This window comes from Streptomyces davaonensis JCM 4913, from assembly GCF_000349325.1.
GTDB lineage: Bacteria > Actinomycetota > Actinomycetes > Streptomycetales > Streptomycetaceae > Streptomyces > Streptomyces davaonensis.
The window spans coordinates 8,775,015-8,796,509 of the sequence record NC_020504.1 but is presented as its reverse complement, the minus strand read 5'-3'; the positions used below and the strand labels follow the sequence as shown (position 1 = coordinate 8,796,509).

Below are 21,495 nucleotides of genomic sequence, written 5' to 3'. Positions count from 1 at the left end.
CGTATGAATCAGTACGGGGGTCGGCGCACCAAGGCCGAACAGGACGCGTTCGTCGTCGAAGTGGGATACGCGCTGTTCAGTGGGATGTTCGCGGCGGGGGTGGTGTTCGGGGCCGTCGCCGGTCCGGCGCTGCTGTTCGATCTGCCGCGGACGGTGGAGCCGCTGCTGTGGCACGGCGGCAAGTGGCTCGCCGTGGCCATCTTCGGCGCCCGCGTGATCAGCGTGCTGCTGCGCCACCGGCGGGCATCTCAGCCCAGCCAGCCGGGCCGCACCAACCCCGACTCGTAGGCGAGCACGACGAGTTGGGCCCGGTCCCGCGCGCCCAGCTTCACCATGGTGCGGCTCACATGGGTCTTCGCGGTGAGCGGGCTGACCACCAGACGGCGGGCGATCTCCTCATTGGACAGCCCGATGCCGACCAGGGCCATCACCTCCCGCTCCCGCTCGGTGAGTTCGGCGAGGGCGTCGGCCGCAGCAGGCTCCTTGGAACGGGCGGCGAACTCCGCGATCAGCCGCCGGGTCACCCCGGGCGAGAGCAGTGCGTCCCCGCCGACCACCGCCCGCACGGCGCGCAGGAGTTCCTCCGGCTCGGTGTCCTTCACCAGAAAGCCCGAGGCCCCGGAGCGGATCGCCTCGAAGACGTACTCGTCGAGCTCGAAGGTCGTGAGCATCACGACCTTCACGTCCTTGAGCCGGTCGTCCTCGGTGATCCGCCGGGTCGCGGCCAGGCCGTCCAGGACGGGCATACGAATGTCCATCAGGACGACGTCCGGGGCGAGTTCGCGCACCGCGCGCACCGCTTCCTCGCCGTCGGCGGCCTCGCCGGCCACCTCGATGTCGGGCTGCGCGTCGAGCAGCGCGCGGAAACCGGCCCGCACCAATGACTGGTCGTCGGCGAGCAGTACGCGGATCACCGGTCGTCCTCCTTAGCGGTGAGGGGCAGTACGGTGAGCACCCGGAAGCCTCCGTCGGCCCGCGGGCCCGCCTCGATCGTGCCACCCAGGGCCGCGGCCCGCTCCCGCATTCCGGCCAGACCGTTGCCGCTGCCGCCCGCGTCGGCGCCGGTGGCGGGGCCGTCGTCGTCGACGCGGATCCGGAGGGTGCCGCCCTCCCGGTCGAGGTGCACGCGCGCGTGCCGGGATCCGGAGTGCCGTACGACATTGGTGAGGGCCTCCTGGACGATCCGGAAGGCCGCGAGGTCGGTGCCGGGCGGCAGCGGGGGCGGTGAACCGTGCACGTCGACGGTCAGTCCGGCCTGGGCCGCCTGGTCCACCAGCTCGGGCAGCCGGTCGAGTCCGGGCGCGGGCGCGCGCGGCGCGTCACCCGGCGCCCGGAGCGTGTCGAGCACCTGTCGCACCTCGCCGAGCGCCTCCTTGCTCTGGGCCTTGATGGTGGTCAGCGCGGTCCGGGCCTGCTCGGGATCGGAGTCGAGGAGCGCGAGGCCCACACCTGCCTGGACGTTGATGACGGAGATGCTGTGCGCCAGTACGTCATGCAGCTCCCGGGCGATCCGCAGCCGCTCCTCGTCCGCCCGCCGCCTGGCCGCCTGCGCCCGCTCGGCCTGCTCCTTGGCCCACTGCTCCCGCCGGGTGCGCACCAGTTCCGACAGCGCGACCACGGCCAGCACCCAGGCGGCGATCGCACCTTCCTGCCCCCAGGCCGCGGCGGAGTCCCCGCTGGGCGGCAGCCACTGGTAGAACCAGTGGGCGACCAGCACATGTCCGGCCCACAGGGCGCCCAAGGCCGACCAGGCGGCCCGGCGATGCCCCGCGACGATCGCGCTGAAGCAGCTGATCGCCACGGTCAGGAAGACCGGCCCGTACGGATACCCGGCGCCGAGATACACCATGACCGCACCGGCCGTACCGAAAGCGACCGCGACCGGGTGCCGGTGCCGCCACAGCAGAAGAAGACCGGCGACGAGCAACAGCACCCGGGCGAAGAGGTCGAGGTCGACCCGCTCGCCCGCCTGTCCTTTCGCGGCGTAGTTCGACCCGATCAGCACGAAGGCGGTGACCAGTGCCGTCGACCGCCAGGGCCATCGCGCCCGCTCCTCCTGCCGCCACCAGGGCGGGCCGCTCCGCCACCAGTGCGGCGGACCGACCGCGGGCACACGCTGCTCCTCCATGCCCGCCACGCTAGACGCCGACGCCGCCGGACCGCGTCACCCGCACGTGGTGATCACGGATACTCCCAGGGAAGTACGCGTCGGAGGGGGCAGCGCATGGGGCGGCACGTGACGATCGGGGTCGAACTCGTGGAGGGATCGGCCGCGGCGCGGTTCGAGGAGGCGTTCCGGCTGCTCTACGCCGAGGCCTTCGCCGGACCCCCGTACCGCGTCACCGCCGCCGATGTCACCGCCGCCTTCCGGCACTTCCCCGCCCTGACCGCCCGAACCGGATTCCGCGCCGCCCTGGCCCGCACCGAGGACGGCGAACCGGCTGGCATGGCGTACGGCGCCCTGTTCGCACCCGACACCGGCTGGTGGGACCGGCTGACCGAGCCGGTGCCCGACGGGATGCGACGGGAGGACGGGCACCGCTCCTTCGGGCTGATGGAAATCGCGGTACGGGAGGCGTGGCGAGGGCAGGGTGTCGCGCGGCGTCTGCACGAGACGCTGCTGGACGACATCGGCGCCGAGCGGGTACTGCTCAACGTCCACCCGCGGAGCGAGGCCGCGTCGGCCGCCTACCGGGCCTGGGGTTACCGGAAGATCGGTCAGGCCCGCCCCTATGAGGGCGCCGACCCCCATGACGCGATGCTCCTCGACCTGCGCTGAACGCCGGAGCGGGCGCTCACTCTCCCGCGTACGCCGGCCCCGTCTGCGGGAACACCAGGCCCACGCCCTGGGCGAGTTGGGCCGCGGCATGCCGGAAGAACCGCTCGCGGTCCTCGACCACCCGGTGGAACTGGCCGAACAGCTCGAAGCCGACGAGTCCGTAGAGCTGGGCCCAGGCCGCGATGAGCGCCGCCATCGTCTCCGGGGGGAGGTCGGGGGCGAAGTCGGCAGCCATGCGCTCGGCCTCGGTGCGGAGGTCTGCGGGAAGGGGGGTCTTGGCGAGGCCGAGACCCTGGTGGGCGTCGCGCAGGATGCCGATGAAGACCTCGCCGACCCGGGCGGCGGCCGGAATCGTGGTGTCGGGGGCGCTGTAGCCGGGCACCGGTGAACCGTAGATGAGCGCGTACTCGTGCGGATGCGCGAGCCCCCAGCGGCGTACGGCCTCGCACACCGCGATCCAGCGGTGCCCCGGACCGACGTCGGCGAACTCGTCGCGCGCGGCCTCGGCACTCGCGCCGACCGAGTTGTAGGCGTCGATGATCAGCGCCGTCAGCAGGTCGTCGCGGCTCGGGAAGTAGCGGTAGAGCGCGGAGGAGACCATGCCGAGCTCGCGGGCCACGGCGCGCAGCGAGAGCTTGGCGGCGCCGTCGGCGGCGAGCTGTCTGCGCGCCTCGTCCTTGATGGCGGCGGTGACCTCGATCCTGGCCCGGGCGCGGGCTCCCTGTGGGGCGCTGCCGTGTGCGGTGCTCATGCGGGGAAGTGTCGCATGAAAGCGAGAGCACTGCACACAATCGAGAGCAGCGAACCAAAATGAGAGCACCGAACTAAAAAGAGAGCACTGCTCTTGCATTGGAGCACCGATCTCGTCCATGCTGTACGAGCAGGAAGCGAGAGCAGTGCTCACAAAAGTGAGCGCCGTTCACCGAACGGAGCGCCGCTCCACCAACCCCAGGGGGTCCCCATGGCCACGTCCACGCACGTCAAGAAGCCCGGCTGGTTCACCGTCAACGTCTTCAACCGCACCGTCGCCTGGCTGACCCGCCGCGGTCTCAGCGTCTGGGGCTCCCGCGTCCTCGCCGTCCGCGGCCGCAAGAGCGGCCAGTGGCGGACGACCCCCGTGAACCTGCTGACCGTCGACGGCGAGCAGTACCTCGTCGCCCCGCGCGGCCATGTCCAGTGGACGCACAACATGCGCGCGGCCGGCGGCGGTGAGCTGCACCTCGGCAAGCACGTGGACGTGTTCACCGCGACCGAAGTCGCCGACGACGACAAGGTGCCCCTGCTGCGCGCCTACCTCAAGCGCTGGAAGGCCGAGGTCGGCGTCTTCTTCAACGGAGTCGGCCCCGACTCCCCCGACACCGACCTGCGCCGCATCGCCCCGGATCACCCGGTGTTCCGGATCACCATCACCAACTAGGAACCGGCGCCGGCCTCGCCACCCACCGGACCCACGGGACCCACGGAACCCTCCGCACCCACCGGCCCCTGCCGCCGGTCCACGGCCGACAGCGCACGCTGAGCCATCGGATGGCTGCGCACCAGCTCACCCAGCGTCGTCGACCCACGCGTGATGTCCATGAACGCGCGCCACGCGGGCCGGAACCCGGTCAGCGCGGCGTGGAACAGCCCCGGACGCCGCTCGAAGATCGCCAGCAGCCGCTTGCCGACGCTCATCTCGACGCCGAGCCCGGCCTTGACCGCGAACGCGTAGTTCAGGGCCTGGCGTCGGGTGTCGACCGCGTCGTGCGCCTCGGCGATCCGCACCGCCCACTCCCCCGCGAGCCGCCCCGAGCGCAGCGCGAAGGAGATGCCCTCACGCGTCCACGGCTCCAGCAGTCCCGCCGCGTCCCCGCACACCAGCACCCGCCCCCGCGACAGCGGCGAGTCGTCGGCCCGGCAGCGCGTCAAGTGACCGGAGGAGACGGCAGGTTCGAACCCGGCGAGCCCGAGCCGCCCGATGAACTCCTCCAGATACCGCTTGGTGGCCGCGCCCTCGCCGCGCGCCGAGATCACCCCGACCGTCAGCGTGTCGCCCTTGGGGAAAACCCAGCCGTAACTGCCGGGAATCGGCCCCCAGTCGATGAGCACCCGCCCTTGCCAGTCCTCCGCGACGGTCTCCGGCACCGGGATCTCGGCCTCGAGACCCAGGTCCACCTGGTCGAGCTTCACCCCGACATGCGCTCCTATCCGGCTGGCGCTGCCGTCCGCGCCGACGACCGCCCGCGCGAGGAGCGTCTCGCCGCCCTGGAGGACGACGGCGACCGACCGCCGGTCCGGGACCGCCGAGCCGTGCTGCTCGACCCGCTGCACGGTGACGCCGGTGCGCAGCTCGGCGCCCGCCTTCTGCGCGTGCTCCACGAGCTGCTGGTCGAACTCGGGCCGGTTGATGAGCCCGAAGAGCATCTGCTTGGAGCGGCGGGTGCGGGTGAAACGGCCGTTGTTCGAGAACGTCACCGCGTGCACCCGGTCCCGCAGCGGCAGTTCGAAGCCGGGCGGGAGGGAGTCGCGCGAGGGTCCGATGATGCCGCCGCCGCAGGTCTTGTAGCGCGGCAGCTCGGCTTTCTCCAGCAACAGCACGCGCCGCCCCGCGACCGCTGCCGCATAAGCGGCGGAGGCCCCCGCGGGCCCCGCGCCGACCACGACGACGTCCCACACCTGCCGCACGTCGTCCGCCGAAGAGTTCTCGCTGCTCACGATGGTCTACTGCTCCCGATCAAGCCGCCTGCCGCTGCTGTCTCCCGCATCCTACGGCGGCGGTCACCGCAGGCCACTGTGGGAGGATCAAGGACGTAGGCGCCCACCACACCCGGTGGGGCTTACGCTCGCCCGATCAGCCGTACACGAAGTACGCACATCTACAACGTCGCACCCACGAGGAGCGTGCCCATGTCGTCGAATCCGGTCGCCGAGACCGTCGCCTCACTGATGCCGAAGGCGAAGGAAGAGCTCACCGAGCTGGTGGCGTTCAAGTCGGTGGCGGACTTCGACCAGTTCCCGCGGAGCGAGAGCGAGGGCGCCGCGCGCTGGGTCGCGGACGCGCTGCGCGCCGAGGGCTTCGAGGACGTGGCGTTCCTGGACACCCCGGACGGCACGCAGTCGGTGTACGGGTACCTGCCCGGCCCGCAGGGCGCGAAGACGGTCCTTCTCTACGCCCACTACGACGTGCAGCCGCCGCTGAACGAAGCGGCCTGGCAGAGCCCGCCGTTCGAGCTGACCGAGCGCGACGGCCGCTGGTACGGCCGCGGGACCGCCGACTGCAAGGGCGGCCTGATCATGCATCTCCTGGCGCTGCGGGCGCTGAAGGCCAACGGCGGTGTGCCGGTGCACGTCAAGGTGATCGCCGAGGGCTCCGAGGAGATGGGCACGGGCGGTCTGGAGCGGTACGCCGAGGCGCACCCCGAGCTCCTCACGGCCGACACCATCGTCATCGGCGACGCGGGCAATTTCCGGGTCGGGCTGCCGACGGTCACCACGACGCTGCGCGGGATGACCATGGTCCGGGTGCAGATCGACACCCTGGAGGGCAATCTGCACTCCGGTCAGTTCGGCGGCGCGGCCCCGGACGCGTTGGGCGCGCTGATCCGCGTACTGGACTCGCTGCGCGCCGAGGACGGCTCGACGACGGTCGACGGGCTGACGACGGGGTCCGCGTGGGACGGCATCGAGTATGCGGAGGACCAGTTCCGGGCGGACGCCAAGGTGCTGGACGGGGTGGAGCTGATCGGCTCCGGCACGGTCGCGGACCGTATCTGGTCGCGCCCGGCCGTCACCGTCATCGGCATCGACTGCCCGCCGGTGGTCGGCGCGACCCCGTCCGTGCAGTCCAGCGCCCGCGCGTTGATCAGCCTGCGGGTGCCGCCGGGCGTGGACGCCGCCGAGGCCACCAAGCTGCTCCAGGCCCACCTGGAGGCGCACACGCCGTGGGGCGCGCGGCTGCGCACCGAGCAGGTGGGCCAGGGCCAGGCGTTCAGCGCCGACACCACGAGCCCTGCGTACGAGGCGATGGCCCGGGCGATGGCGGTGGCCTACCCGGGCCAGGAGATGCAGTACGCCGGTCAGGGCGGCTCCATCCCGCTGTGCAACACCCTCGCGGCGCTCTACCCGGACGCGGAGATCCTCCTCATCGGGCTGAGCGAGCCGGAGGCCCAGATCCACGCCGTGAACGAGAGCGTGTCGCCCGAGGAGCTGGAGCGGCTGTCCGTGGCGGAGGCGCTGTTCCTGCGCAACTACGCGGCGAGCTGAGCGCCAGGGGCCGCGTCACGGGGTGGGGACGCCCGCCTCCAGATACAGCGCGGCCCCGCGTTCCCGGGCCCTGAGGGCCCAGCGCAGGCGCTCGTAGCGGACCGGGGGCAGCAGCTCGGCCGCCTCCTCCTCGGTGACGAAACGCCAGTCCCGCAGCTCCGGGCCGGGCAGCAGCAGCCGTCCGGCCTGCGCGGCGACGAGCCGTCCGCCGTCGAAGAGGAGGCGCAGTCCGCCGTATCCGGGTGGTGCGGGCGGTTCCCAGTCGACGACGAGGAGCCGGGGTACGTCCGTCAGCCGGATCCCGGTCTCCTCGGCGACCTCGCGCATGCCCGCGCGCGCGGGCGCCTCCCCGGGTTCCACGACCCCGCCGGGGAACTCCCAGCCGGGCTTGTACGTCGGATCGACCAGAAGGACGCGGTCCTGCTCGTCGAAGAGGAGGACTCCGGCGGCCACCGTCTCGGCCGTCGGCTCGGGCGTCTGCACGATGTCGCAGACCGGCACGGTCCCCGCGGCGACCGCCTCGGCGATCCGGACGGCCGTCTGGCGCGGGGTGAGCCGGCTGTTGTCGACGGGGTGGGCGTCGGCGGTGAGCCAGGCGGCGAGGGCGGATCGGTAGGGCTCGATCTGGTCGTACGACCATTGCCGGGTCCGTAGTTCGCCGTCGGGGACGTCGGTGACCTCCCGTTGCGCTATTCGCTCCCGCAGGATCGTTTCCGCCGGGGCCAGGAGCACATGCCGTACGGCGATCCGGCGCGCGGCGAGGCCGCCGAAGATCTCGTCGCGGTACTCCTGGCGCAGCAGGGTCATGGGGACCACGAGCGTCCCGCCGAGTTCGGCGAGCATCGCGGCCGCGGTGTCGATCACGAGTCGCCGCCAGATCGGCAGATCCTGGAAGTCGCCGACCTCGGCGAGGCGCTTGGGCGGGAGCAGGTACGGCAGTGCTCCGCCGATGACCTCGGGGTCGAAGAGCGTGCTGTTCGGGATCAGTTCGATCAGTTCCCGTGCGGTGGTGGTCTTCCCCGCACCGAACGCGCCGTTGATCCAGACGATCACGGACTCCCCCTCTTCTGTTGGCCCCCTGTGGCTTGCCCGCTCCACCCTGCCACGGAAACCAGTTCCAGTTGAGGGCGCACGCACGGCGGCGCCGGTGCCCCCCGGGTGCGGGGACACCGGCGCCGTCGCTGGTGCCGTGGAGCGGGTCAGCCCTTCTGACCGAGGGCGTTGTCCTCGACGGCCAGGCTGTCGCTGGCGACCGTGTCCTCGACGGTGCTGAGGGTGCTGAGGGTCTCGCCGACGTCGAGGTCGGTCAGATCGCTCCCGAGGGAGTGCGAGGGCGTGATGGCCGCGACGACGAATCCGGTGGCCAGGGAGGCGATGGCGAGCATGCTGCGCTTCTTCATGGCCGGTTCAACTGCGCGGGCGGGGCAGGGGTCACGGCGTCCGTCACGGAAAGCGACGGCACATGTACCGGAAGGCGGCCGGATCGCGGCCGGAACGTTCCTGCCGCCCCCTGGGCCACCCGCGTCACACCGTCGCCGCGTCCGCCCGCCGGGTCAGCGCCGCCGCTGCCGCACCCACCAGACCCGCGTCCGTGCCCATCTGGGCCGGAGTGACGGTCAGCCGCTGGACGAAGGAGAGAGTGGCATAGTCACGGAGCGCCTTGCGCAGCGGCGCGAACAGCACCTCGCCCGCCTTGCCCACGCCCCCGCCGATGACGGCGATGTCGATCTCGACCAGCGTCGCGGTGGCCGCGATCCCGGCGGCCAGGGCCTGCGCGGCCCGCTCGAAGGAGGCCACGGCGACCGGGTCGCCCGCGCGGGCGGCGTCGGCCACCGCGGCGGCGGAGGTGTCGCCGTCGGGGCCGGGCTGCCAGCCGTTCTCCAGGGCGCGCCGGGCGATGTTGGGACCGCTCGCGATGCGCTCCACACAGCCGCGCGCACCGCACGGGCACGGGTCGCCGTCGAGATCGACGCTGATGTGGCCGATGTGACCGGCGTTGCCTGTGGGGCCCGGGTGCAGCCGGCCGTTCAGGACGAGACCGCCGCCGACGCCCGTGGACACCACCATGCACAGGGCGTTGTCATGGCCTCGGGCGGCGCCCTGCCAGTGTTCGGCCGCCGTGATGGCCACGCCGTCGCCGATCAGCTCGACGGGGAGTCCGCCCGTCGCCTCGCGGACCCGGCGGACCAGCGGATAGTCGCGCCAGCCGGGCACGTTCACCGGGCTGACCGTGCCCGCGGAGGCGTCCACCGGCCCCGCGCTGCCGATCCCGAGAGCGCCCGCGCGGGCCCACAGCGGGGAGGCGGTCAGCTCGCCGAGCACCGCCTCGACGGCGCCCATCACCGTGTCACCGTTCTCGCGTGCCGGGGTCGGGCGCTGGGCGCGCGCCAGGATCCGGCCGCGGCCGTCCACGAGACCTCCGGCGATCTTCGTTCCGCCGATGTCCAGTGCGGCCACGAGGTCGGTGTGCATCAGAGTCAGATCTCCCGGTCAACCAAGCGGAAAGGGCGGCCGGACACGCGGTGGGGCGCAGGCCGGAGAGTGCGGTGGACAGTGTCCCCTGAGTCTGACAACGTTGTCCAGGCTCTATGCTCGACGCCACATCCTCATACAAACCATGGATCGACGCATCCCCGTGGACGAAGCCGTCTCCCCGTGGACGAACAGGACAGGACCCGCATCGTGCCCGAGACCATCCGCCGCGCCGACCGCACCGCTCAGAACCGCTACGGCAACCGGCCGACGATGAAGGACGTGGCAGCCCGGGCGGGTGTGGGCCTGAAGACGGTCTCGCGGGTCGTCAACGGCGAGCCCGGGGTCACGCCCGAGACGGAGCGCCGCGTCCAGGAGGCCATCGAGGCGCTCGGCTTCCGCCGCAACGACAGCGCCCGGGTGCTGCGCAAGGGCCGTACGGCGAGCATCGGACTGGTCCTGGAGGACCTCGCGGACCCGTTCTACGGCCCGCTGAGCCGCGCGGTCGAGGAGGTGGCGCGGGCGCACGGGGCGCTGCTGATCAACGGCTCCAGCGCCGAGGACGCGGACCGCGAGCAGGAGCTGGCGCTGGCGCTGTGCGCGCGGCGGGTGGACGGTCTGGTGGTGATTCCGGCCGGGGACGACCACCGGTATCTGGAGCCGGAGATCCGGGCGGGCGTGGCCACGGTGTTCGTGGACCGTCCGGCCGGGAAGATCGACGCCGATGTCGTGCTGTCGGACAACTTCGGCGGCGCCCGGGACGGCGTCGCCCATCTGATCGCCCACGGCCACCGCCGGATCGGCTTCATCGGCGACATGCCCCGTATCCACACCTCCGCCGAGCGACTGCGCGGCTACCGGGCGGCCATGGAGGACGCGGAGATACCCGTGGCGGACTCCTGGATGTCCCTGGGCGTCACCGACCCCGAGCGGGTGCGCAGGGCCGCCGAGGAGATGCTCTCCGGCCCCGAGCCGGTCACCGCGATCTTCGCGGGCAACAACCGAGTCACCGTCACCGTCATCCGGGTCCTGGCCGAGCAGTCCCGCCGGGTGGCGCTGGTCGGTTTCGACGACCTGGAGCTGGCCGATCTGCTCCAGCCCGGCGTCACCGTCATCGCGCAGGACGCGGCCGCCCTCGGCCGGACCGCCGCCGAGCGCCTCTTCCGCCAGCTCGACGGCACTCTCGTCACCCCCGAGCGCATCGAGCTGCCGACCCGGCTGATCACCCGCGGCTCGGGTGAACTGCCCCCGGCGGACTGAGCGGCCCATGGACGAACTGACGCTCCGGGCACTGGGGCTCGCCGAGGCGCCCCGCGACCATCCGCTGCTCTACCCCGGCTGCTGGCCCGCGGACTCCGGGCTCCTGGACGGCGAGCGGTTCCTGCCCCTGGAGCGTCTTGTCCACCCCGACCGCACTCCGGTCCTCGCCGTCGGCTCCAACGCCTGCCCCGGCCAACTGCGGCACAAGATGGCCCAGTTCGGCATCGTCTCCCCGATCCCCATGGTCAAGGCCCGCGTGACGGGTGTGGAGATCGGTGTGTCGGCGCATGTGAGCCTCCTGGGTTATGTGTCGGCATCTCCCTTCCACGCGCCGTGCACCGTACGGGGGTTGTTCGTCCTGTGGCTCGACGCCGAACAGCTCGCGGTGATCGACGCCAGCGAGGGCGTGCCCCTCCCGCTCGGCAACTACCGGCGCGCGTGGCTGCCTTCACCCGAGGTGCGCGTCGACCTGGCGGACGGCACCACCCTGCCGGGCGTGTTCTCGTACGTGAATCGGCGCGGCGTACTGCACGAGGGCACCGGGGCGCCGCGCACCCATCCCGGCCAGCGGGAGCTGCTCACCGAACTGCTCCTGGGCTCGGCCGGGTTGAGGGAGCTGTTCGGGGTCACTCCGGAGGAGTTCGTCAGGCGGGCCCGCGCCGACCACGTGCTGTGCGAGCGCGGTACCCGGCTGTTCGCGGAGGAGAAGCTGGTGACCGTCCACGGTCTGGAGCGGTACGTCGGTCAGCAGACCGGCAGTCCGGGCACCGGCCCGTCGTTGTCGCCGCCCCTGACGTAGACGTCGCTGACCCAGACGTCCGCGTTGCCGCTGTCGTCGTCGGTCTTCGCCCACCAGACGTTGGTCCACTCGCCGTAGGTCTCGCGGCGGCCCAGATTCTGCTGGCAGTAGAAATAGTTGGTGCCCGAGCCCAGAACGCCGACCTCGGTGCCGTCGGCGGTGTAGGACTTCGCGGTGCGCCAGACGTCGCAGTTGTACTTGCCGCCGCCGATGGAGTGGCAGGCGGCTGCGGGGCTGCTCGCGCCCCCTCCTGCGCCGGAGGTCTTGCTCGGCGTGGGGGTGGGGCTGGGGCTGGGTTTCGCGGACGGCTCGGTCTCGGTGCTGCGGCTGGGGGTCGGGGACTTGTCGTCGTCCCTGTCGGTGGGCTCGGCGTCGGCCGAGCCGTCGGGGCTCGCGCCGCCGCCGCTCTCCGAGGTGGCCGAATCGGCGGTGCCGACGGTCTCGGTGGGCTGTCCCGACGCCTCGGTTTCGTCGCCGTTGTTCAGTACGGCGACGGTGGCGCCGGCCGAGGCGAGGACGAGGGCGACGGCAGCGGCGGCGAGCAGGACGCGGCTCCTGCCGCGGGAGAGGCGGGAGGTGGTGGTCTGCGGGGCGACTGCGCCGGACGCGGACGGGTCTTGGGGCGGCACCGGTGGGCCGAATCCCTGCGGGACCGTCGGGACGGCGCGCTCGGTCAGGGTGCGTTCCGGCGGGGTGGCGCGCAGGGTCGTCGTAGGGGTGTCGGTGCCGTCCCGGTCGGCGACCGTCTGAAGGAGTTCGCGAGCCTCCTCGGCCTCCGGGCGTCCCTCGGGACGCTTGTCCAGGAGGCGTTGGAGGACCGGGGCGAGGGGTCCGGCGCGGTGCGGTTCGGGCAGGGGCTCGCTGACGATCGCGGTGAGCGTGGAGAAGGTGGACGTCCGGCGGAACGGCGAGGAGCCCTCCACGGCGGCGTAGAGCGTGGCGCCGAGGGCCCAGACGTCCGAGGCCGGGCCGGGGTCGGCACCCTGGGCGCGCTCGGGTGCCAAGTAGTCCAGGGAGCCGACCAGTTCGCCGCTGCGTGTGAGATGGGTGGCCGAGCCGTCGCCCGGGTCCTCCATGGTGGCTATGCCGAAGTCGGTGAGGACGACCCGGCCCGAGCGGTCGAGGAGGATGTTGCCGGGCTTGACGTCGCGGTGCAGGACGCCCGCGCGGTGGGCGGCGGCCAGCGCGTCCATGACCTTGGCGCCGATCCCGGCCGCCTCGTACGGGTCGAGGGTGCCGCGCTCGCGCAGCACGTCGTCCAGGGAGGGGCCGTCGACCAGTTCCATCACGATCAGCGGGCGTCCGTCGACCTCGGCGACGTCGTGCACGGCCACGACTCCCGGGTGCCGTACCCGGGCGGCCGCGCGGGCCTCGCGCTGCATCCGCACCCGCAGGCCGTCGAGTTCGGGGCCGTCGGCGTCGGTGTAGGTGCGCAGTTCCTTGACGGCGACCTCGCGGCCGAGGACCTCGTCGGCGGCCCGCCAGACCACGCCCATGCCGCCGCGGCCCAGCTGGGCCAGGACACGGTAGCGCCCGGCGAGCAGCCGCCCGGCCCCGTCCGTCTGTCCGTACTCCCCCGAAGACACTGCCGCCCCGTTCCTGTGAGCCCTCCGTGTGTGGCGTACAGCCTAAGGGGCGGCAGTGACCGCCGGACTACGCCCCGGAGATCGTCAGGTCACCGCGCCGGGGCGCGGCGAAGCCCTCCAGGTCGGCGCGGGTCAGTCCGGTGAGCCGGGCGACCTCGGCGGTGTCGAGGGCGCCGCAGTCCAGGCCGCGCAGCAGATAGCCGCTGAGGGCCTTGGCGGTGGCGGGCTCGTCCATGACGTCGCCGCCCGCGTGGTTGGCGTAGCGGGCGAGGCGGGCTGCCGCCTGCTCGAAGCCCTCGCGGTAGAAGGCGAAGACGGCCGCGTACCGGGTCGGGATGTGGCCGGGGTGCATGTCCCAGCCCTGGTAGTAGGCGCGGGCGAGGGCGCGGCGGGTCAGGCCGTAGTGCAGCCGCCAGGCGTCGTGGACCTTCTCGGTCGTACCGACCGGGAGGACGTTGGTGGAGCCGTCGGAGACGCGTACCCCGGTGCCGGCCGCCGCGACCTGCATGATCGCCTTGGCGTGGTCGGCGGCGGGGTGGTCGCTGGCCTGGTAGGCGGCGGAGACGCCGAGGCAGGCGCTGTAGTCGAAGGTGCCGTAGTGCAGTCCGGTGGCGCGGCCCTCGGCGGCCTGGATCATCCGGGCGACCGCGGCGGTGCCGTCGGCGGCGAGGATGGACTGGCTGGTCTCGATCTGGATCTCGAAGCCGAGCCGGCCGGGCTCGAGACCGCGCGCCTTCTCGAAGGCCTCCAGCAGCCGGACCATCGCGGTGACCTGCTCGGGATAGGTCACCTTGGGCAGCGTCAGCACCAGCCCGTCGGGCAGGCCGCCCGCCTCCATCAGGCCGGTGAGGAAGATGTCGAGGGTGCGGATGCCGCGGTCCCGGACGGGGGCCTCCATGCACTTCATGCGGATGCCCATGTACGGGGCCGCGGTGCCGTTCCGGTACGCCTCGGCGATCAGCCGGGCCGCGCGGGCGGCGTCGGCGTCCTCGTCGCGGCCCTTGTAGCCGTCCTCGAAGTCGACGCGCAGGTCCTCGATGGGCTCGCGCTCCAGCTTGGCCCGCACGCGCGCGTGGACGGGCTCGGCGAGTTCGTCGGACAGCCCGAGGACGGCGGCGAAGGAGGCGGCGTCGGGGGCGTGTTCGTCGAGCAGGGCGAGGGCCTGGTCGCCCCAGGAGCGGACGGTGTCGGCGGCGAAGGCGTCACCGGGGACGTAGACCGTGTGGACGGGCTGGCGGGTGCCGGGGTCTCCGGGGTAGCGGCGCTCCAGTTCGGCGTCGACCGGCGCGAGGGAGGCGCTGATCTCCTCGCTGACGGCGCCCGCGAGGCTCGTCGCCACCTTCTCCTGCTGGCCCTGACCCATTCCCTCACCCTTCTGTTTTCCGCAGTACGGAATCAACAATCCGTTGAATGAAGTTATCCGGGGACCTTCGGGATGGTCAACACCGTGTCCACGGGGAGCCACTCCGCCATCTCGCCATGTTCACGTCCACCTCATGGCGCGCTATGACACTCATTGGGCACGTCCGCACGACTCGTCCGGCAGTTCCCACCGAAGGAGCCCGAGTGCCGAACCACAGCCGAGTCACGCGCCGTCTGGGCCTGAAGGCCGCGTTGGCCGCCGCGGTCACCACGCCACTCTCCAGTACAGCACTGACCTCCGAATCCGCCGCGGCGGCGGAGGAACGGCCGCGCCGCCGCCTGGAGGTCATGTCCTTCAACCTGCGCTTCGCGAGCACCACCGAGCCCAACAGCTGGGCCGTGCGCAGACCGGTGATGCGCGAGCTGCTGCGCCGCGAGGCCCCGCATGTCATCGGCACCCAGGAGGGCCTGTTCCCGCAGCTGCTCGACATCGACGCCGACCTCGGCCGGCACTACGACTGGCTGGGCACCGGCCGACTGCACGGCAGCGCCGACGAATCCATGGCGATCTTCTACGACACCCGGCGTGTCCGCCCGCTGGAGTACGACCACTTCTGGCTCTCGGACACCCCCTACGCCATCGGCTCTAACACCTGGGGCGCCGCCTTCCCCCGCATGGTGACCTGGATCCGCTTCCGCGATCTGCGCGACGGCGACCGGGAGTTCTACGTCATGAACACCCACTTCGACCACCGGGGCCAGTACGCGCGCGAACGCAGCGCGGCCCTCATCGGCGAGCGGATCAGCGGCTTCGACCCGGCCCTGCCGGTCGTGGTGACCGGGGACTTCAACGTCGCCGCCCACAAGAACGTCGTCTACGACACCCTGCTGGGCGCCGGTCTGCTCGACACCTGGGACACGGCCGCCGAACGCAGCGACCTCTACGCGACCTTCCACGGCTACCGTCCACTGGTCCCGGGCGGCGACCGCATCGACTGGATCCTCACCACCGAGGGCGTCACGGCACACCGGGCGACCATCAACACCTTCACCGTGGACGGCCAGTTCCCGAGCGACCATCTGCCCGTGCAGGCATCCCTGACCCTGGGCTGACAACGAGCGCCGGACACGCCGAGGCCCCCGCCACCGCCGAAGCGGTCGCGGGGGCCCCGTACAGCCTGGTGGTGATCAGCCCTTGCGGGTCTTGATCTCCTCGGTGAGCTGCGGGACGACGTCGAAGAGGTCGCCGACCACGCCGTAGTCGACCAGGTCGAAGATCGGGGCCTCGGCGTCCTTGTTGACCGCCACGATCGTCTTCGAGGTCTGCATACCGGCGCGGTGCTGAATGGCGCCGGAGATGCCGTTGGCGATGTACAGCTGCGGCGAGACCGACTTACCGGTCTGGCCGACCTGGTTGGTGTGCGGGTACCAGCCCGCGTCCACCGCGGCGCGCGAGGCACCGACGGCCGCGCCGAGAGAGTCGGCGAGCGCCTCGATGATCGCGAAGTTCTCCGCGCCGTTCACACCACGGCCGCCGGAGACCACGATCGCGGCCTCGGTCAGCTCGGGGCGGCCGGTCGACTCACGCGGGGTGCGCGCGGTGACCTTGGTGCCGGTGGCCTGGGCGGAGAAGGTCACGGCGAGGGCCTCGACCGCACCGGCGGCCGGGGCGGCCTCCACGGCGGCCGAGTTCGGCTTGACCGTGATGACCGGGGTGCCCTTGGCGATACGGGACTTGGTGGTGAAGGCGGCGGCGAACACCGACTGGGTGGCCACCGGACCCTCGTCACCGGCCTCCAGGTCGATGGCGTCGGTGATGATGCCGGAGCCGATGCGCAGCGCCAGACGGGCGGCGATCTCCTTGCCCTCGGCGGAGGACGGGACCAGCACGGCGGCCGGGGAGACGGCGTCGTAGGCGGCCTGGAGGGCGTCGACCTTCGGGACGACCAGGTAGTCGGCGTACTCGGCGGCCTCGTGGGTGAGGACCTTGACCGCGCCGTGCTCGGCGAGGGCGGCGGCGGTGTCGGCGGCGCCGTTGCCCAGCGCGACGGCGACGGGCTCGCCGATGCGGCGGGCCAGCGTCAGCAGCTCCAGGGTGGGCTTGCGGACGGCACCGTCCACGTGGTCGACGTAGACGAGAACTTCAGCCATGGGATTGCTCTCCTGCGAATGCGAAGTCTGAGGGGCGGTAAGGGGGTTGGGCCTTAGATGAACTTCTGGCCCGCGAGGAACTCAGCGAGCTGCTTGCCGCCCTCGCCCTCGTCCTTGACGATCGTGCCGGCGGTACGGGCCGGACGCTCGGCCGCGGCGTCGACCACGGTGTAGGAGCCCTCCAGACCGACCTCCTCGGCCTCGATCTCCAGGTCCTCAAGGTCCCAGGACTCCACCGGCTTCTTCTTGGCCGCCATGATGCCCTTGAAGGAGGGGTAACGCGCCTCCCCCGACTGGTCGGTGACCGACACGACCGCGGGGAGGGAGGCCTCCAGCTGCTCGGAGGCGGCGTCGCCGTCACGGCGGCCCTTGACCGTGCCGTCCTCGACCGACACCTCGGACAGCAGCGTGACCTGCGGGACGCCCAGGCGCTCGGCGAGCAGCGCGGGGACGACACCCATGGTGCCGTCGGTGGAGGCCATACCGGAGACGACCAGGTCGTAGCCGGCCTTCTCGATCGCCTTCGCCAGCACCAGGGAGGTGCCGATGGCGTCGGTGCCGTGCAGGTCGTCGTCCTCGACGTGGATCGCCTTGTCGGCACCCATCGAAAGCGCCTTGCGCAGCGCGTCCTTGGCGTCCTCGGGGCCCACGGTCAGGACGGTGACCTCGACGTCGTCGTCCGAGTTCTCGGAGATCCGCAGCGCCTGCTCGACCGCGTACTCGTCGAGCTCGGAGAGCAGACCGTCCACGTCGTCCCGGTCGACGGTCAGGTCATCGGCGAAGTGCCGGTCGCCAGTGGCGTCGGGCACGTACTTCACAGTGACAACGATCCTCAAGCTCACGCCGGCTCTCCTACTGCATCGTCATTTCTCTGCTGCCTTCTTGCAGGCAGCATAGGCGCCTGAAGCGGCCGTTCCCGCTCGGGGCGACCTGCGCTCCGAACGAAATATTACTCGTCAGTACACCCAGTTCGTTCCCGCTAAGCAAGCGCTTTGAACTGTGACCTTCGCAACGCAGCGTAATCGGAACTGGACGACTTCGCAGAACTGCCCGTTCAGGGATCAGTCGCGCAGGCCGGTGAACCGGCCCTGGTGGTACAGCAGGGGGCGCCCCGGGCCCGCATGGTGGCCGCGCAGGACTTCCGCCAGCACGATGCGGTGGTCCCCGGCGGGCACGCGCGCGGTGATCCGGCAGGTCAGCCAGGCAGGGACGTCGTCGAGGACGGGCACGCCCTCGGGGCCCTCGCGCCAGGCGGTGGGCGGTCCGAAGCGGTCGGCGCCACTGCGGGCGAAGGTGGCGGCCAGCTCCCGCTGGTGCTCGCCGAGCAGATGCACACCGACATACGTGGCCCCGGACAGCGTGGGCCAACAGGATGACCCGGTGCCGATGCCGAAGGAGAGCATCGGGGGTTCGGCGGAGACCGAGCTGAGCGAGGTGGCGGTGAAGCCGACGGGGCCGTGCTCGCCGCGGGCGGTGATCACCGCGACTCCGGCGGCATGCCGCCGGAACACGGAACGCAGCAGGTCGGGCGAGGCGAGGCGGGAGGCGTCGACATCAGGCGTGGCGGTCATGGACACCTGGGGAGGACGAGCGCGGGGGACATCCCGTCAGACTGACGATAGGTGGCGCGTACAGTCAAGTGCGGGCGACGATGTGGGAGATGACTCACTGTCGGATGGACGCCGGTCACACCGCTTCGCCGAGGGCCGCGATGACGTCCGACTTGCGCGGCTGTCCGGTGGCCCGGCGCACCACGCGTCCGTCGGCGTCGAGCACCAGCACAGTGGGCGTCTTGAGGATCCCCAGCTCCCGCACCAGCTCCAGCCGGGCCTCGGCGTCGATCTCGACGTGGGCGACCCCGGGCACCATCCCGGCCACCTCGCCGAGGATGCGCCGGGTCGCCCGGCAGGGGGCGCAGAAGGCGCTGGAGAACTGCACCAGCGTGGCCCGCTCGCCGAGTTGCCCGCCCAGCTCCGTCGGCCCCAGCCGTTGACCCTCGTCCCGACCGCGCACTCGCACTCTCCCGCTCCGCCGCCGCTGCACCACTCCGAAGGCGCTCGCCGCCGCGAGCACCGCCACGCACACCATCAGTCCGGTCATCGACTGCTGAAGCGTTCATGAGACTGCAAAGATTCCCGCCTTCCGTGAGGTCTTCGCCATGCGGAATGCTTGATTCATGGACATCGACGCAAGGGGTCCGCGCTTCGGGGCCGCCGTGACGACCGTAGTGCTGGCGGTGGTGCTGGTCACCGGGAGCGCCTGGCTAGTGGCCTGGCAGACGCTGGCGTTCGCGCTGGGCGCGGCGGGCGGGGTGGGCAAGTCGCCGTACGGATGGCTGTTTCGCGCCGTCGTGCGACCGCGGCTCGGGCCGCCGACCGTCTTCGAGGCGCCGGAACCGCCGCGGTTCGCGCAGGTGGTGGGGCTGCTCTTCGCGGGTCTCGGGCTGGTCGGCTTCACCGTCGGGCCGGAGTGGCTGGGTCTTGCGGCCACCGGTGCGGCGCTGGCGGCGGCGTTCCTCAATGCCGCCTTCGGGTACTGCCTCGGCTGCGAGTTGTACCTGCTGGTGCGGCGCGTCACCGTGCGCGCGGAGTAAAGCCGCCGCAAAAGCACGAGGTGGATCAAGGGGAGACGTGACGAGGATCTCGCCGTTCCCCGGCACCAGGACTGGCTCCCCGGTCGTTCTTGGGGCACGATCTGCGAGATGCCGTAAACCTACGGCTGCGTAACTTTCCCGCCGGGAGATCCCTTCCCAGGCAGAGAAGGAAGGGTCCACCCCGTCCATGGCAGAGCTTGTCTACCGTCCCGTCGTCGGTCTCGCCCTCACGATGTTCAAGGCGTGGGACCTCAAGATCGACTGCAAGGGTTCGGAGAACATCCCGCGCTCGGGCGGTGCCGTGCTGGTGAGCAATCACATCAGCTACCTGGACTTCATCTTCAACGGCCTGGCCGCGCTGCCCCAGAAGCGACTGGTGCGCTTCATGGCGAAGGAGTCGGTGTTCCGGCACAAGATCTCCGGTCCTTTGATGCGCGGCATGAAGCACATCCCGGTGGACCGCAAGCAGGGTGAGGCCGCCTACCAGCACGCGCTGGAGTCGCTGCGGTCCGGTGAGATCGTGGGCGTCTTCCCGGAGGCGACGATCTCCCAGTCGTTCACGCTGAAGAGCTTCAAGTCGGGTGCGGCGCGGCTGGCGCAGGAGGCCGGTGTTCCGCTGATCCCGATGGCCGTGTGGGGGACCCAGCGGCTGTGGACCAAGGGACATCCGAAGAACTTCAAGCGGAGCCACACCCCGGTCACGATTCGGGTCGGCGAGGCGCTTGAGGCGTCCAAGGACAAGTACGCGGGCGCGATCACCCGGCAGTTGCGTGAGCGGGTGCAGGAGTTGCTGGAGGCGGCGCAGCGGGCGTATCCGGTGCGGCCCAAGGATGCGGGCGACACGTGGTGGATGCCGGCGCATCTGGGGGGTACTGCGCCTACGCCGGAGCAGGTGCGCGAGGCTGAAGCCCGATAGTTGTCACGTTGCCGGACCGCTCGCTAGGAGCGGACGGTGATCCGAGCTCCCGGGCTGAACTTCTCGAGCAGCTCGCCGAGTTCAGTGGCCGCCGCCTCCGCCTCGGCCACCGGCATCGGGGCCAGACTCTCCAGCAGGAAGATCGCCGAGACCGTCTCCTCGGTCAGCCGGGTGCGTGAACCCTGGCGCCAGTTCCAGCGGCGGCAGGTCACCCCCGCGTCGTCGCACCGCACCACTTCACCGGCGTCGGGGTGTTCGACCACCTCGGCGCCGTCCGCGACGGTCACGAAGGGCTCCTCGCCGGTGGCCCGGACCAGTCGTATACCGCCCTGGACGCGGCCGAGGTCCTCGCCGCCCACCGGGATCAGATGGGCCACGCTGATCGCGTTGTAGAGGTCGACGAGCAGGCTGATCCGCGGCAGTCCGGCGCCCGACAGCACGCGCTTGGCCAGCGCCTCCGCGGAGTTGCGGGTGCGCGAACGCTTGGCCCCGAACGTCGTGTGCACCTTCCGCCAGGCCGCCATGTGCGGATCCTCGCGCAGGGCACGGCCGTCCAGGCGTGCGGCGAGCCGACGGGCCGCGTCGTCGAGGATTTCCGAACTTCCGGTGCTGCTGGGCCCGTTGACGAGACCGTGGGCCTCGACGGCGAAATGCGTGATGCCGGGCGCGAGGGCGCGCACCTCGTCGGACACGGTCAGCCTGAAGGTCATGAGCGGCCTTACCTCAGAGTGCGGTCGGGAGCATCTGCCACAGGTGCGCCCGGTCGGCCGCGCGCCGGAGGGCACCGACGACGGCCGGATGTGGTTCAGCGTATAGCACTGGATAGTCCAATTCATTGGACTTCAGGTCGACCGGGAAGGCCAACTGCTCACCGTCCAGGGAGAACTGGGCGTCCACACCGGGCTTGTTGCCCCGGGGGTCCTGACGGTGCCAGGCGCCGTTGAACCGGACGGCGACCAGACCGTGAACCACGTCGAACTTCTGGTAGCACAGCGCCGTCGGGATGTCCTCGGCCCGCAACAGGGCCGCCAGCGCATGGGACTTGGCGTAACAGATGCCGGTGCGCTGCTCCAGCACATCGGAGGCGCGCCAGGTGACACGCGGGTCGCCGGAGTCCTGGGAGTGCGGGACGGTGTCCCGTACGAATTCGAAGGCCAGCCGCGCATAGGCATACGAGTCCTCGGCCTGCCCGGCGAGCCGGGCGGCGGTCTGCCGCACCACGGGATGTTCGTGGTCGATGACCTCGTCAGCGGCCAAGTAGGCGGAGAGGTCGGGGGTTTCCTGGATGAGCTCCATGGCGGCAGAGCATAGGAATGCGATCACCCGATAGTCAAT

24 protein-coding genes are annotated in these 21,495 nt (G+C 71.5%); 9 read left to right on the top strand and 15 right to left on the bottom strand.

The annotated features are described in order from the left end of the window. The first annotated feature begins 3 nt into the window (after positions 1-3). Positions 4-288, top strand: coding sequence for a DUF6332 family protein (locus BN159_RS38910; RefSeq protein WP_015662557.1), 285 nt, complete (start codon positions 4-6; stop codon positions 286-288). Here BN159_RS38910 and BN159_RS38905 read toward each other — a convergent pair. Together BN159_RS38905 and BN159_RS38900 are read right to left on the bottom strand one after the other, a co-directional pair. Further along, complete coding sequence (locus tag BN159_RS38905) at positions 249-914, bottom strand: response regulator transcription factor (RefSeq protein WP_015662556.1); 666 nt, start codon at positions 912-914, stop codon at positions 249-251. The two genes, BN159_RS38910 and BN159_RS38905, sit on opposite strands and share 40 nt — an antisense overlap. Then, complete coding sequence (locus BN159_RS38900; protein ID WP_086016492.1) at positions 911-2,128, bottom strand: sensor histidine kinase; 1,218 nt, start codon at positions 2,126-2,128, stop codon at positions 911-913. The genes BN159_RS38905 and BN159_RS38900 overlap by 4 nt, the downstream gene beginning before the upstream one ends. Before the next feature lie 96 nt (positions 2,129-2,224). Here BN159_RS38900 and BN159_RS38895 point away from each other — a divergent pair, with 96 nt between their 5' ends. Beyond that, entirely contained in the window at positions 2,225-2,779 is a 555-nt protein-coding gene (locus tag BN159_RS38895; RefSeq protein ID WP_015662554.1) for a GNAT family N-acetyltransferase, read from the top strand. A gap of 16 nt (positions 2,780-2,795) precedes the next feature. Here BN159_RS38895 and BN159_RS38890 read toward each other — a convergent pair whose 3' ends face one another. Further along, positions 2,796-3,530 carry a TetR/AcrR family transcriptional regulator gene (locus BN159_RS38890; protein WP_015662553.1) on the bottom strand — a complete coding sequence of 245 codons (735 nt, stop codon included), beginning with the start codon at positions 3,528-3,530 and terminating at the stop codon, positions 2,796-2,798. A 210-nt stretch (positions 3,531-3,740) separates the two neighbouring features. Here BN159_RS38890 and BN159_RS38885 point away from each other — a divergent pair, with 210 nt between their 5' ends. Further along, complete coding sequence (locus tag BN159_RS38885) at positions 3,741-4,196, top strand: nitroreductase family deazaflavin-dependent oxidoreductase (RefSeq protein WP_015662552.1); 456 nt, start codon at positions 3,741-3,743, stop codon at positions 4,194-4,196. Here the strand turns inward: BN159_RS38885 and BN159_RS38880 are convergent. Then, a complete protein-coding gene (locus tag BN159_RS38880; protein ID WP_015662551.1) occupies positions 4,193-5,473 on the bottom strand; it encodes a geranylgeranyl reductase family protein in 1,281 nt (426 codons plus the stop codon). The two genes, BN159_RS38885 and BN159_RS38880, sit on opposite strands and share 4 nt — an antisense overlap. Before the next feature lie 192 nt (positions 5,474-5,665). Between BN159_RS38880 and BN159_RS38875 the strand changes: the two genes are divergently transcribed. Continuing rightward, entirely contained in the window at positions 5,666-7,021 is a 1,356-nt protein-coding gene (locus tag BN159_RS38875; RefSeq protein ID WP_015662550.1) for a dipeptidase, read from the top strand. 15 nt (positions 7,022-7,036) lie between these two features. On the opposite strand, the gene BN159_RS38870 is transcribed toward BN159_RS38875, so the two are convergent. The 3 genes from BN159_RS38870 to BN159_RS38860 form a co-directional block, all read right to left on the bottom strand. Then, entirely contained in the window at positions 7,037-8,074 is a 1,038-nt protein-coding gene (locus BN159_RS38870) for an NUDIX hydrolase (protein ID WP_015662549.1), read from the bottom strand. Between the two features lie 146 nt (positions 8,075-8,220). Then, positions 8,221-8,421 (bottom strand): hypothetical protein, encoded by a 201-nt coding sequence (locus tag BN159_RS38865; RefSeq protein WP_041820452.1) that lies wholly within the window; start codon positions 8,419-8,421, stop codon positions 8,221-8,223. 124 nt (positions 8,422-8,545) lie between these two features. Further along, on the bottom strand, positions 8,546-9,493 hold the full coding sequence (locus BN159_RS38860) for an ROK family protein (protein ID WP_015662547.1): 948 nt from the start codon (positions 9,491-9,493) through the stop codon (positions 8,546-8,548). Positions 9,494-9,703: 210 nt separating this feature from the next. Here BN159_RS38860 and BN159_RS38855 point away from each other — a divergent pair, with 210 nt between their 5' ends. Continuing rightward, a complete protein-coding gene (locus tag BN159_RS38855; protein ID WP_015662546.1) occupies positions 9,704-10,753 on the top strand; it encodes a LacI family DNA-binding transcriptional regulator in 1,050 nt (349 codons plus the stop codon). Positions 10,754-10,760: 7 nt separating this feature from the next. Continuing rightward, positions 10,761-11,552, top strand: coding sequence for a hypothetical protein (locus BN159_RS38850; protein WP_015662545.1), 792 nt, complete (start codon positions 10,761-10,763; stop codon positions 11,550-11,552). On the opposite strand, the gene BN159_RS38845 is transcribed toward BN159_RS38850, so the two are convergent. Together BN159_RS38845 and BN159_RS38840 are read right to left on the bottom strand one after the other, a co-directional pair. Continuing rightward, positions 11,498-13,138: a serine/threonine-protein kinase gene (locus BN159_RS38845; RefSeq protein ID WP_015662544.1), complete on the bottom strand. Its 1,641-nt coding sequence runs from the start codon at positions 13,136-13,138 to the stop codon at positions 11,498-11,500. The genes BN159_RS38850 and BN159_RS38845 overlap by 55 nt on opposite strands. Before the next feature lie 67 nt (positions 13,139-13,205). Further along, positions 13,206-14,501, bottom strand: coding sequence for a DUF6986 family protein (locus BN159_RS38840; RefSeq protein WP_015662543.1), 1,296 nt, complete (start codon positions 14,499-14,501; stop codon positions 13,206-13,208). A 203-nt stretch (positions 14,502-14,704) separates the two neighbouring features. Between BN159_RS38840 and BN159_RS38835 the strand changes: the two genes are divergently transcribed. Continuing rightward, positions 14,705-15,613, top strand: coding sequence for an endonuclease/exonuclease/phosphatase family protein (locus BN159_RS38835; protein ID WP_015662542.1), 909 nt, complete (start codon positions 14,705-14,707; stop codon positions 15,611-15,613). Between the two features lie 75 nt (positions 15,614-15,688). Here the strand turns inward: BN159_RS38835 and BN159_RS38830 are convergent, their stop codons facing one another. From BN159_RS38830 to BN159_RS38815, 4 genes are all read right to left on the bottom strand, one after another. Next, complete coding sequence (locus BN159_RS38830; protein ID WP_015662541.1) at positions 15,689-16,651, bottom strand: electron transfer flavoprotein subunit alpha/FixB family protein; 963 nt, start codon at positions 16,649-16,651, stop codon at positions 15,689-15,691. Between the two features lie 53 nt (positions 16,652-16,704). Further along, on the bottom strand, positions 16,705-17,493 hold the full coding sequence (locus BN159_RS38825; RefSeq protein ID WP_015662540.1) for an electron transfer flavoprotein subunit beta/FixA family protein: 789 nt from the start codon (positions 17,491-17,493) through the stop codon (positions 16,705-16,707). 219 nt (positions 17,494-17,712) lie between these two features. Then, positions 17,713-18,222: a flavin reductase family protein gene (locus BN159_RS38820; protein ID WP_015662539.1), complete on the bottom strand. Its 510-nt coding sequence runs from the start codon at positions 18,220-18,222 to the stop codon at positions 17,713-17,715. 115 nt (positions 18,223-18,337) lie between these two features. Then, positions 18,338-18,751 (bottom strand): TlpA family protein disulfide reductase, encoded by a 414-nt coding sequence (locus tag BN159_RS38815; protein WP_051113596.1) that lies wholly within the window; start codon positions 18,749-18,751, stop codon positions 18,338-18,340. 76 nt (positions 18,752-18,827) lie between these two features. Between BN159_RS38815 and BN159_RS38810 the strand changes: the two genes are divergently transcribed. Beyond that, positions 18,828-19,244 carry a DUF4395 domain-containing protein gene (locus tag BN159_RS38810; RefSeq protein WP_015662537.1) on the top strand — a complete coding sequence of 139 codons (417 nt, stop codon included), beginning with the start codon at positions 18,828-18,830 and terminating at the stop codon, positions 19,242-19,244. Between the two features lie 187 nt (positions 19,245-19,431). Then, positions 19,432-20,160 carry a lysophospholipid acyltransferase family protein gene (locus tag BN159_RS38805; RefSeq protein ID WP_015662536.1) on the top strand — a complete coding sequence of 243 codons (729 nt, stop codon included), beginning with the start codon at positions 19,432-19,434 and terminating at the stop codon, positions 20,158-20,160. A 23-nt stretch (positions 20,161-20,183) separates the two neighbouring features. Here BN159_RS38805 and BN159_RS38800 read toward each other — a convergent pair whose 3' ends face one another. Both BN159_RS38800 and BN159_RS38795 read right to left on the bottom strand, forming a co-directional pair. Then, positions 20,184-20,870 (bottom strand): B3/B4 domain-containing protein, encoded by a 687-nt coding sequence (locus BN159_RS38800; RefSeq protein WP_015662535.1) that lies wholly within the window; start codon positions 20,868-20,870, stop codon positions 20,184-20,186. Between the two features lie 13 nt (positions 20,871-20,883). Next, a complete protein-coding gene (locus BN159_RS38795; RefSeq protein ID WP_015662534.1) occupies positions 20,884-21,456 on the bottom strand; it encodes a transglutaminase-like domain-containing protein in 573 nt (190 codons plus the stop codon). Positions 21,457-21,495: the final 39 nt, after the last annotated feature.

What these genes read in the sequence shown, in the direction of transcription:
- BN159_RS38910 (WP_015662557.1), top strand. Translation starts at nt 4, where the DNA reads ATGAATCAGTACGGGGGTCGGCGCACCAAGGCCGAACAGGACGCGTTC.
- BN159_RS38900 (WP_086016492.1), bottom strand. Translation starts at nt 2,128, where the DNA reads ATGGAGGAGCAGCGTGTGCCCGCGGTCGGTCCGCCGCACTGGTGGCGG.
- BN159_RS38895 (WP_015662554.1), top strand. Translation starts at nt 2,225, where the DNA reads ATGGGGCGGCACGTGACGATCGGGGTCGAACTCGTGGAGGGATCGGCC.
- BN159_RS38890 (WP_015662553.1), bottom strand. Translation starts at nt 3,530, where the DNA reads ATGAGCACCGCACACGGCAGCGCCCCACAGGGAGCCCGCGCCCGGGCC.
- BN159_RS38885 (WP_015662552.1), top strand. Translation starts at nt 3,741, where the DNA reads ATGGCCACGTCCACGCACGTCAAGAAGCCCGGCTGGTTCACCGTCAAC.
- BN159_RS38875 (WP_015662550.1), top strand. Translation starts at nt 5,666, where the DNA reads ATGTCGTCGAATCCGGTCGCCGAGACCGTCGCCTCACTGATGCCGAAG.
- BN159_RS38865 (WP_041820452.1), bottom strand. Translation starts at nt 8,421, where the DNA reads ATGAAGAAGCGCAGCATGCTCGCCATCGCCTCCCTGGCCACCGGATTC.
- BN159_RS38860 (WP_015662547.1), bottom strand. Translation starts at nt 9,493, where the DNA reads ATGCACACCGACCTCGTGGCCGCACTGGACATCGGCGGAACGAAGATC.
- BN159_RS38850 (WP_015662545.1), top strand. Translation starts at nt 10,761, where the DNA reads ATGGACGAACTGACGCTCCGGGCACTGGGGCTCGCCGAGGCGCCCCGC.
- BN159_RS38840 (WP_015662543.1), bottom strand. Translation starts at nt 14,501, where the DNA reads ATGGGTCAGGGCCAGCAGGAGAAGGTGGCGACGAGCCTCGCGGGCGCC.
- BN159_RS38830 (WP_015662541.1), bottom strand. Translation starts at nt 16,651, where the DNA reads ATGGCTGAAGTTCTCGTCTACGTCGACCACGTGGACGGTGCCGTCCGC.
- BN159_RS38820 (WP_015662539.1), bottom strand. Translation starts at nt 18,222, where the DNA reads ATGACCGCCACGCCTGATGTCGACGCCTCCCGCCTCGCCTCGCCCGAC.
- BN159_RS38815 (WP_051113596.1), bottom strand. Translation starts at nt 18,751, where the DNA reads ATGACCGGACTGATGGTGTGCGTGGCGGTGCTCGCGGCGGCGAGCGCC.
- BN159_RS38810 (WP_015662537.1), top strand. Translation starts at nt 18,828, where the DNA reads ATGGACATCGACGCAAGGGGTCCGCGCTTCGGGGCCGCCGTGACGACC.
- BN159_RS38805 (WP_015662536.1), top strand. Translation starts at nt 19,432, where the DNA reads ATGGCAGAGCTTGTCTACCGTCCCGTCGTCGGTCTCGCCCTCACGATG.
- BN159_RS38800 (WP_015662535.1), bottom strand. Translation starts at nt 20,870, where the DNA reads ATGACCTTCAGGCTGACCGTGTCCGACGAGGTGCGCGCCCTCGCGCCC.
- BN159_RS38795 (WP_015662534.1), bottom strand. Translation starts at nt 21,456, where the DNA reads ATGGAGCTCATCCAGGAAACCCCCGACCTCTCCGCCTACTTGGCCGCT.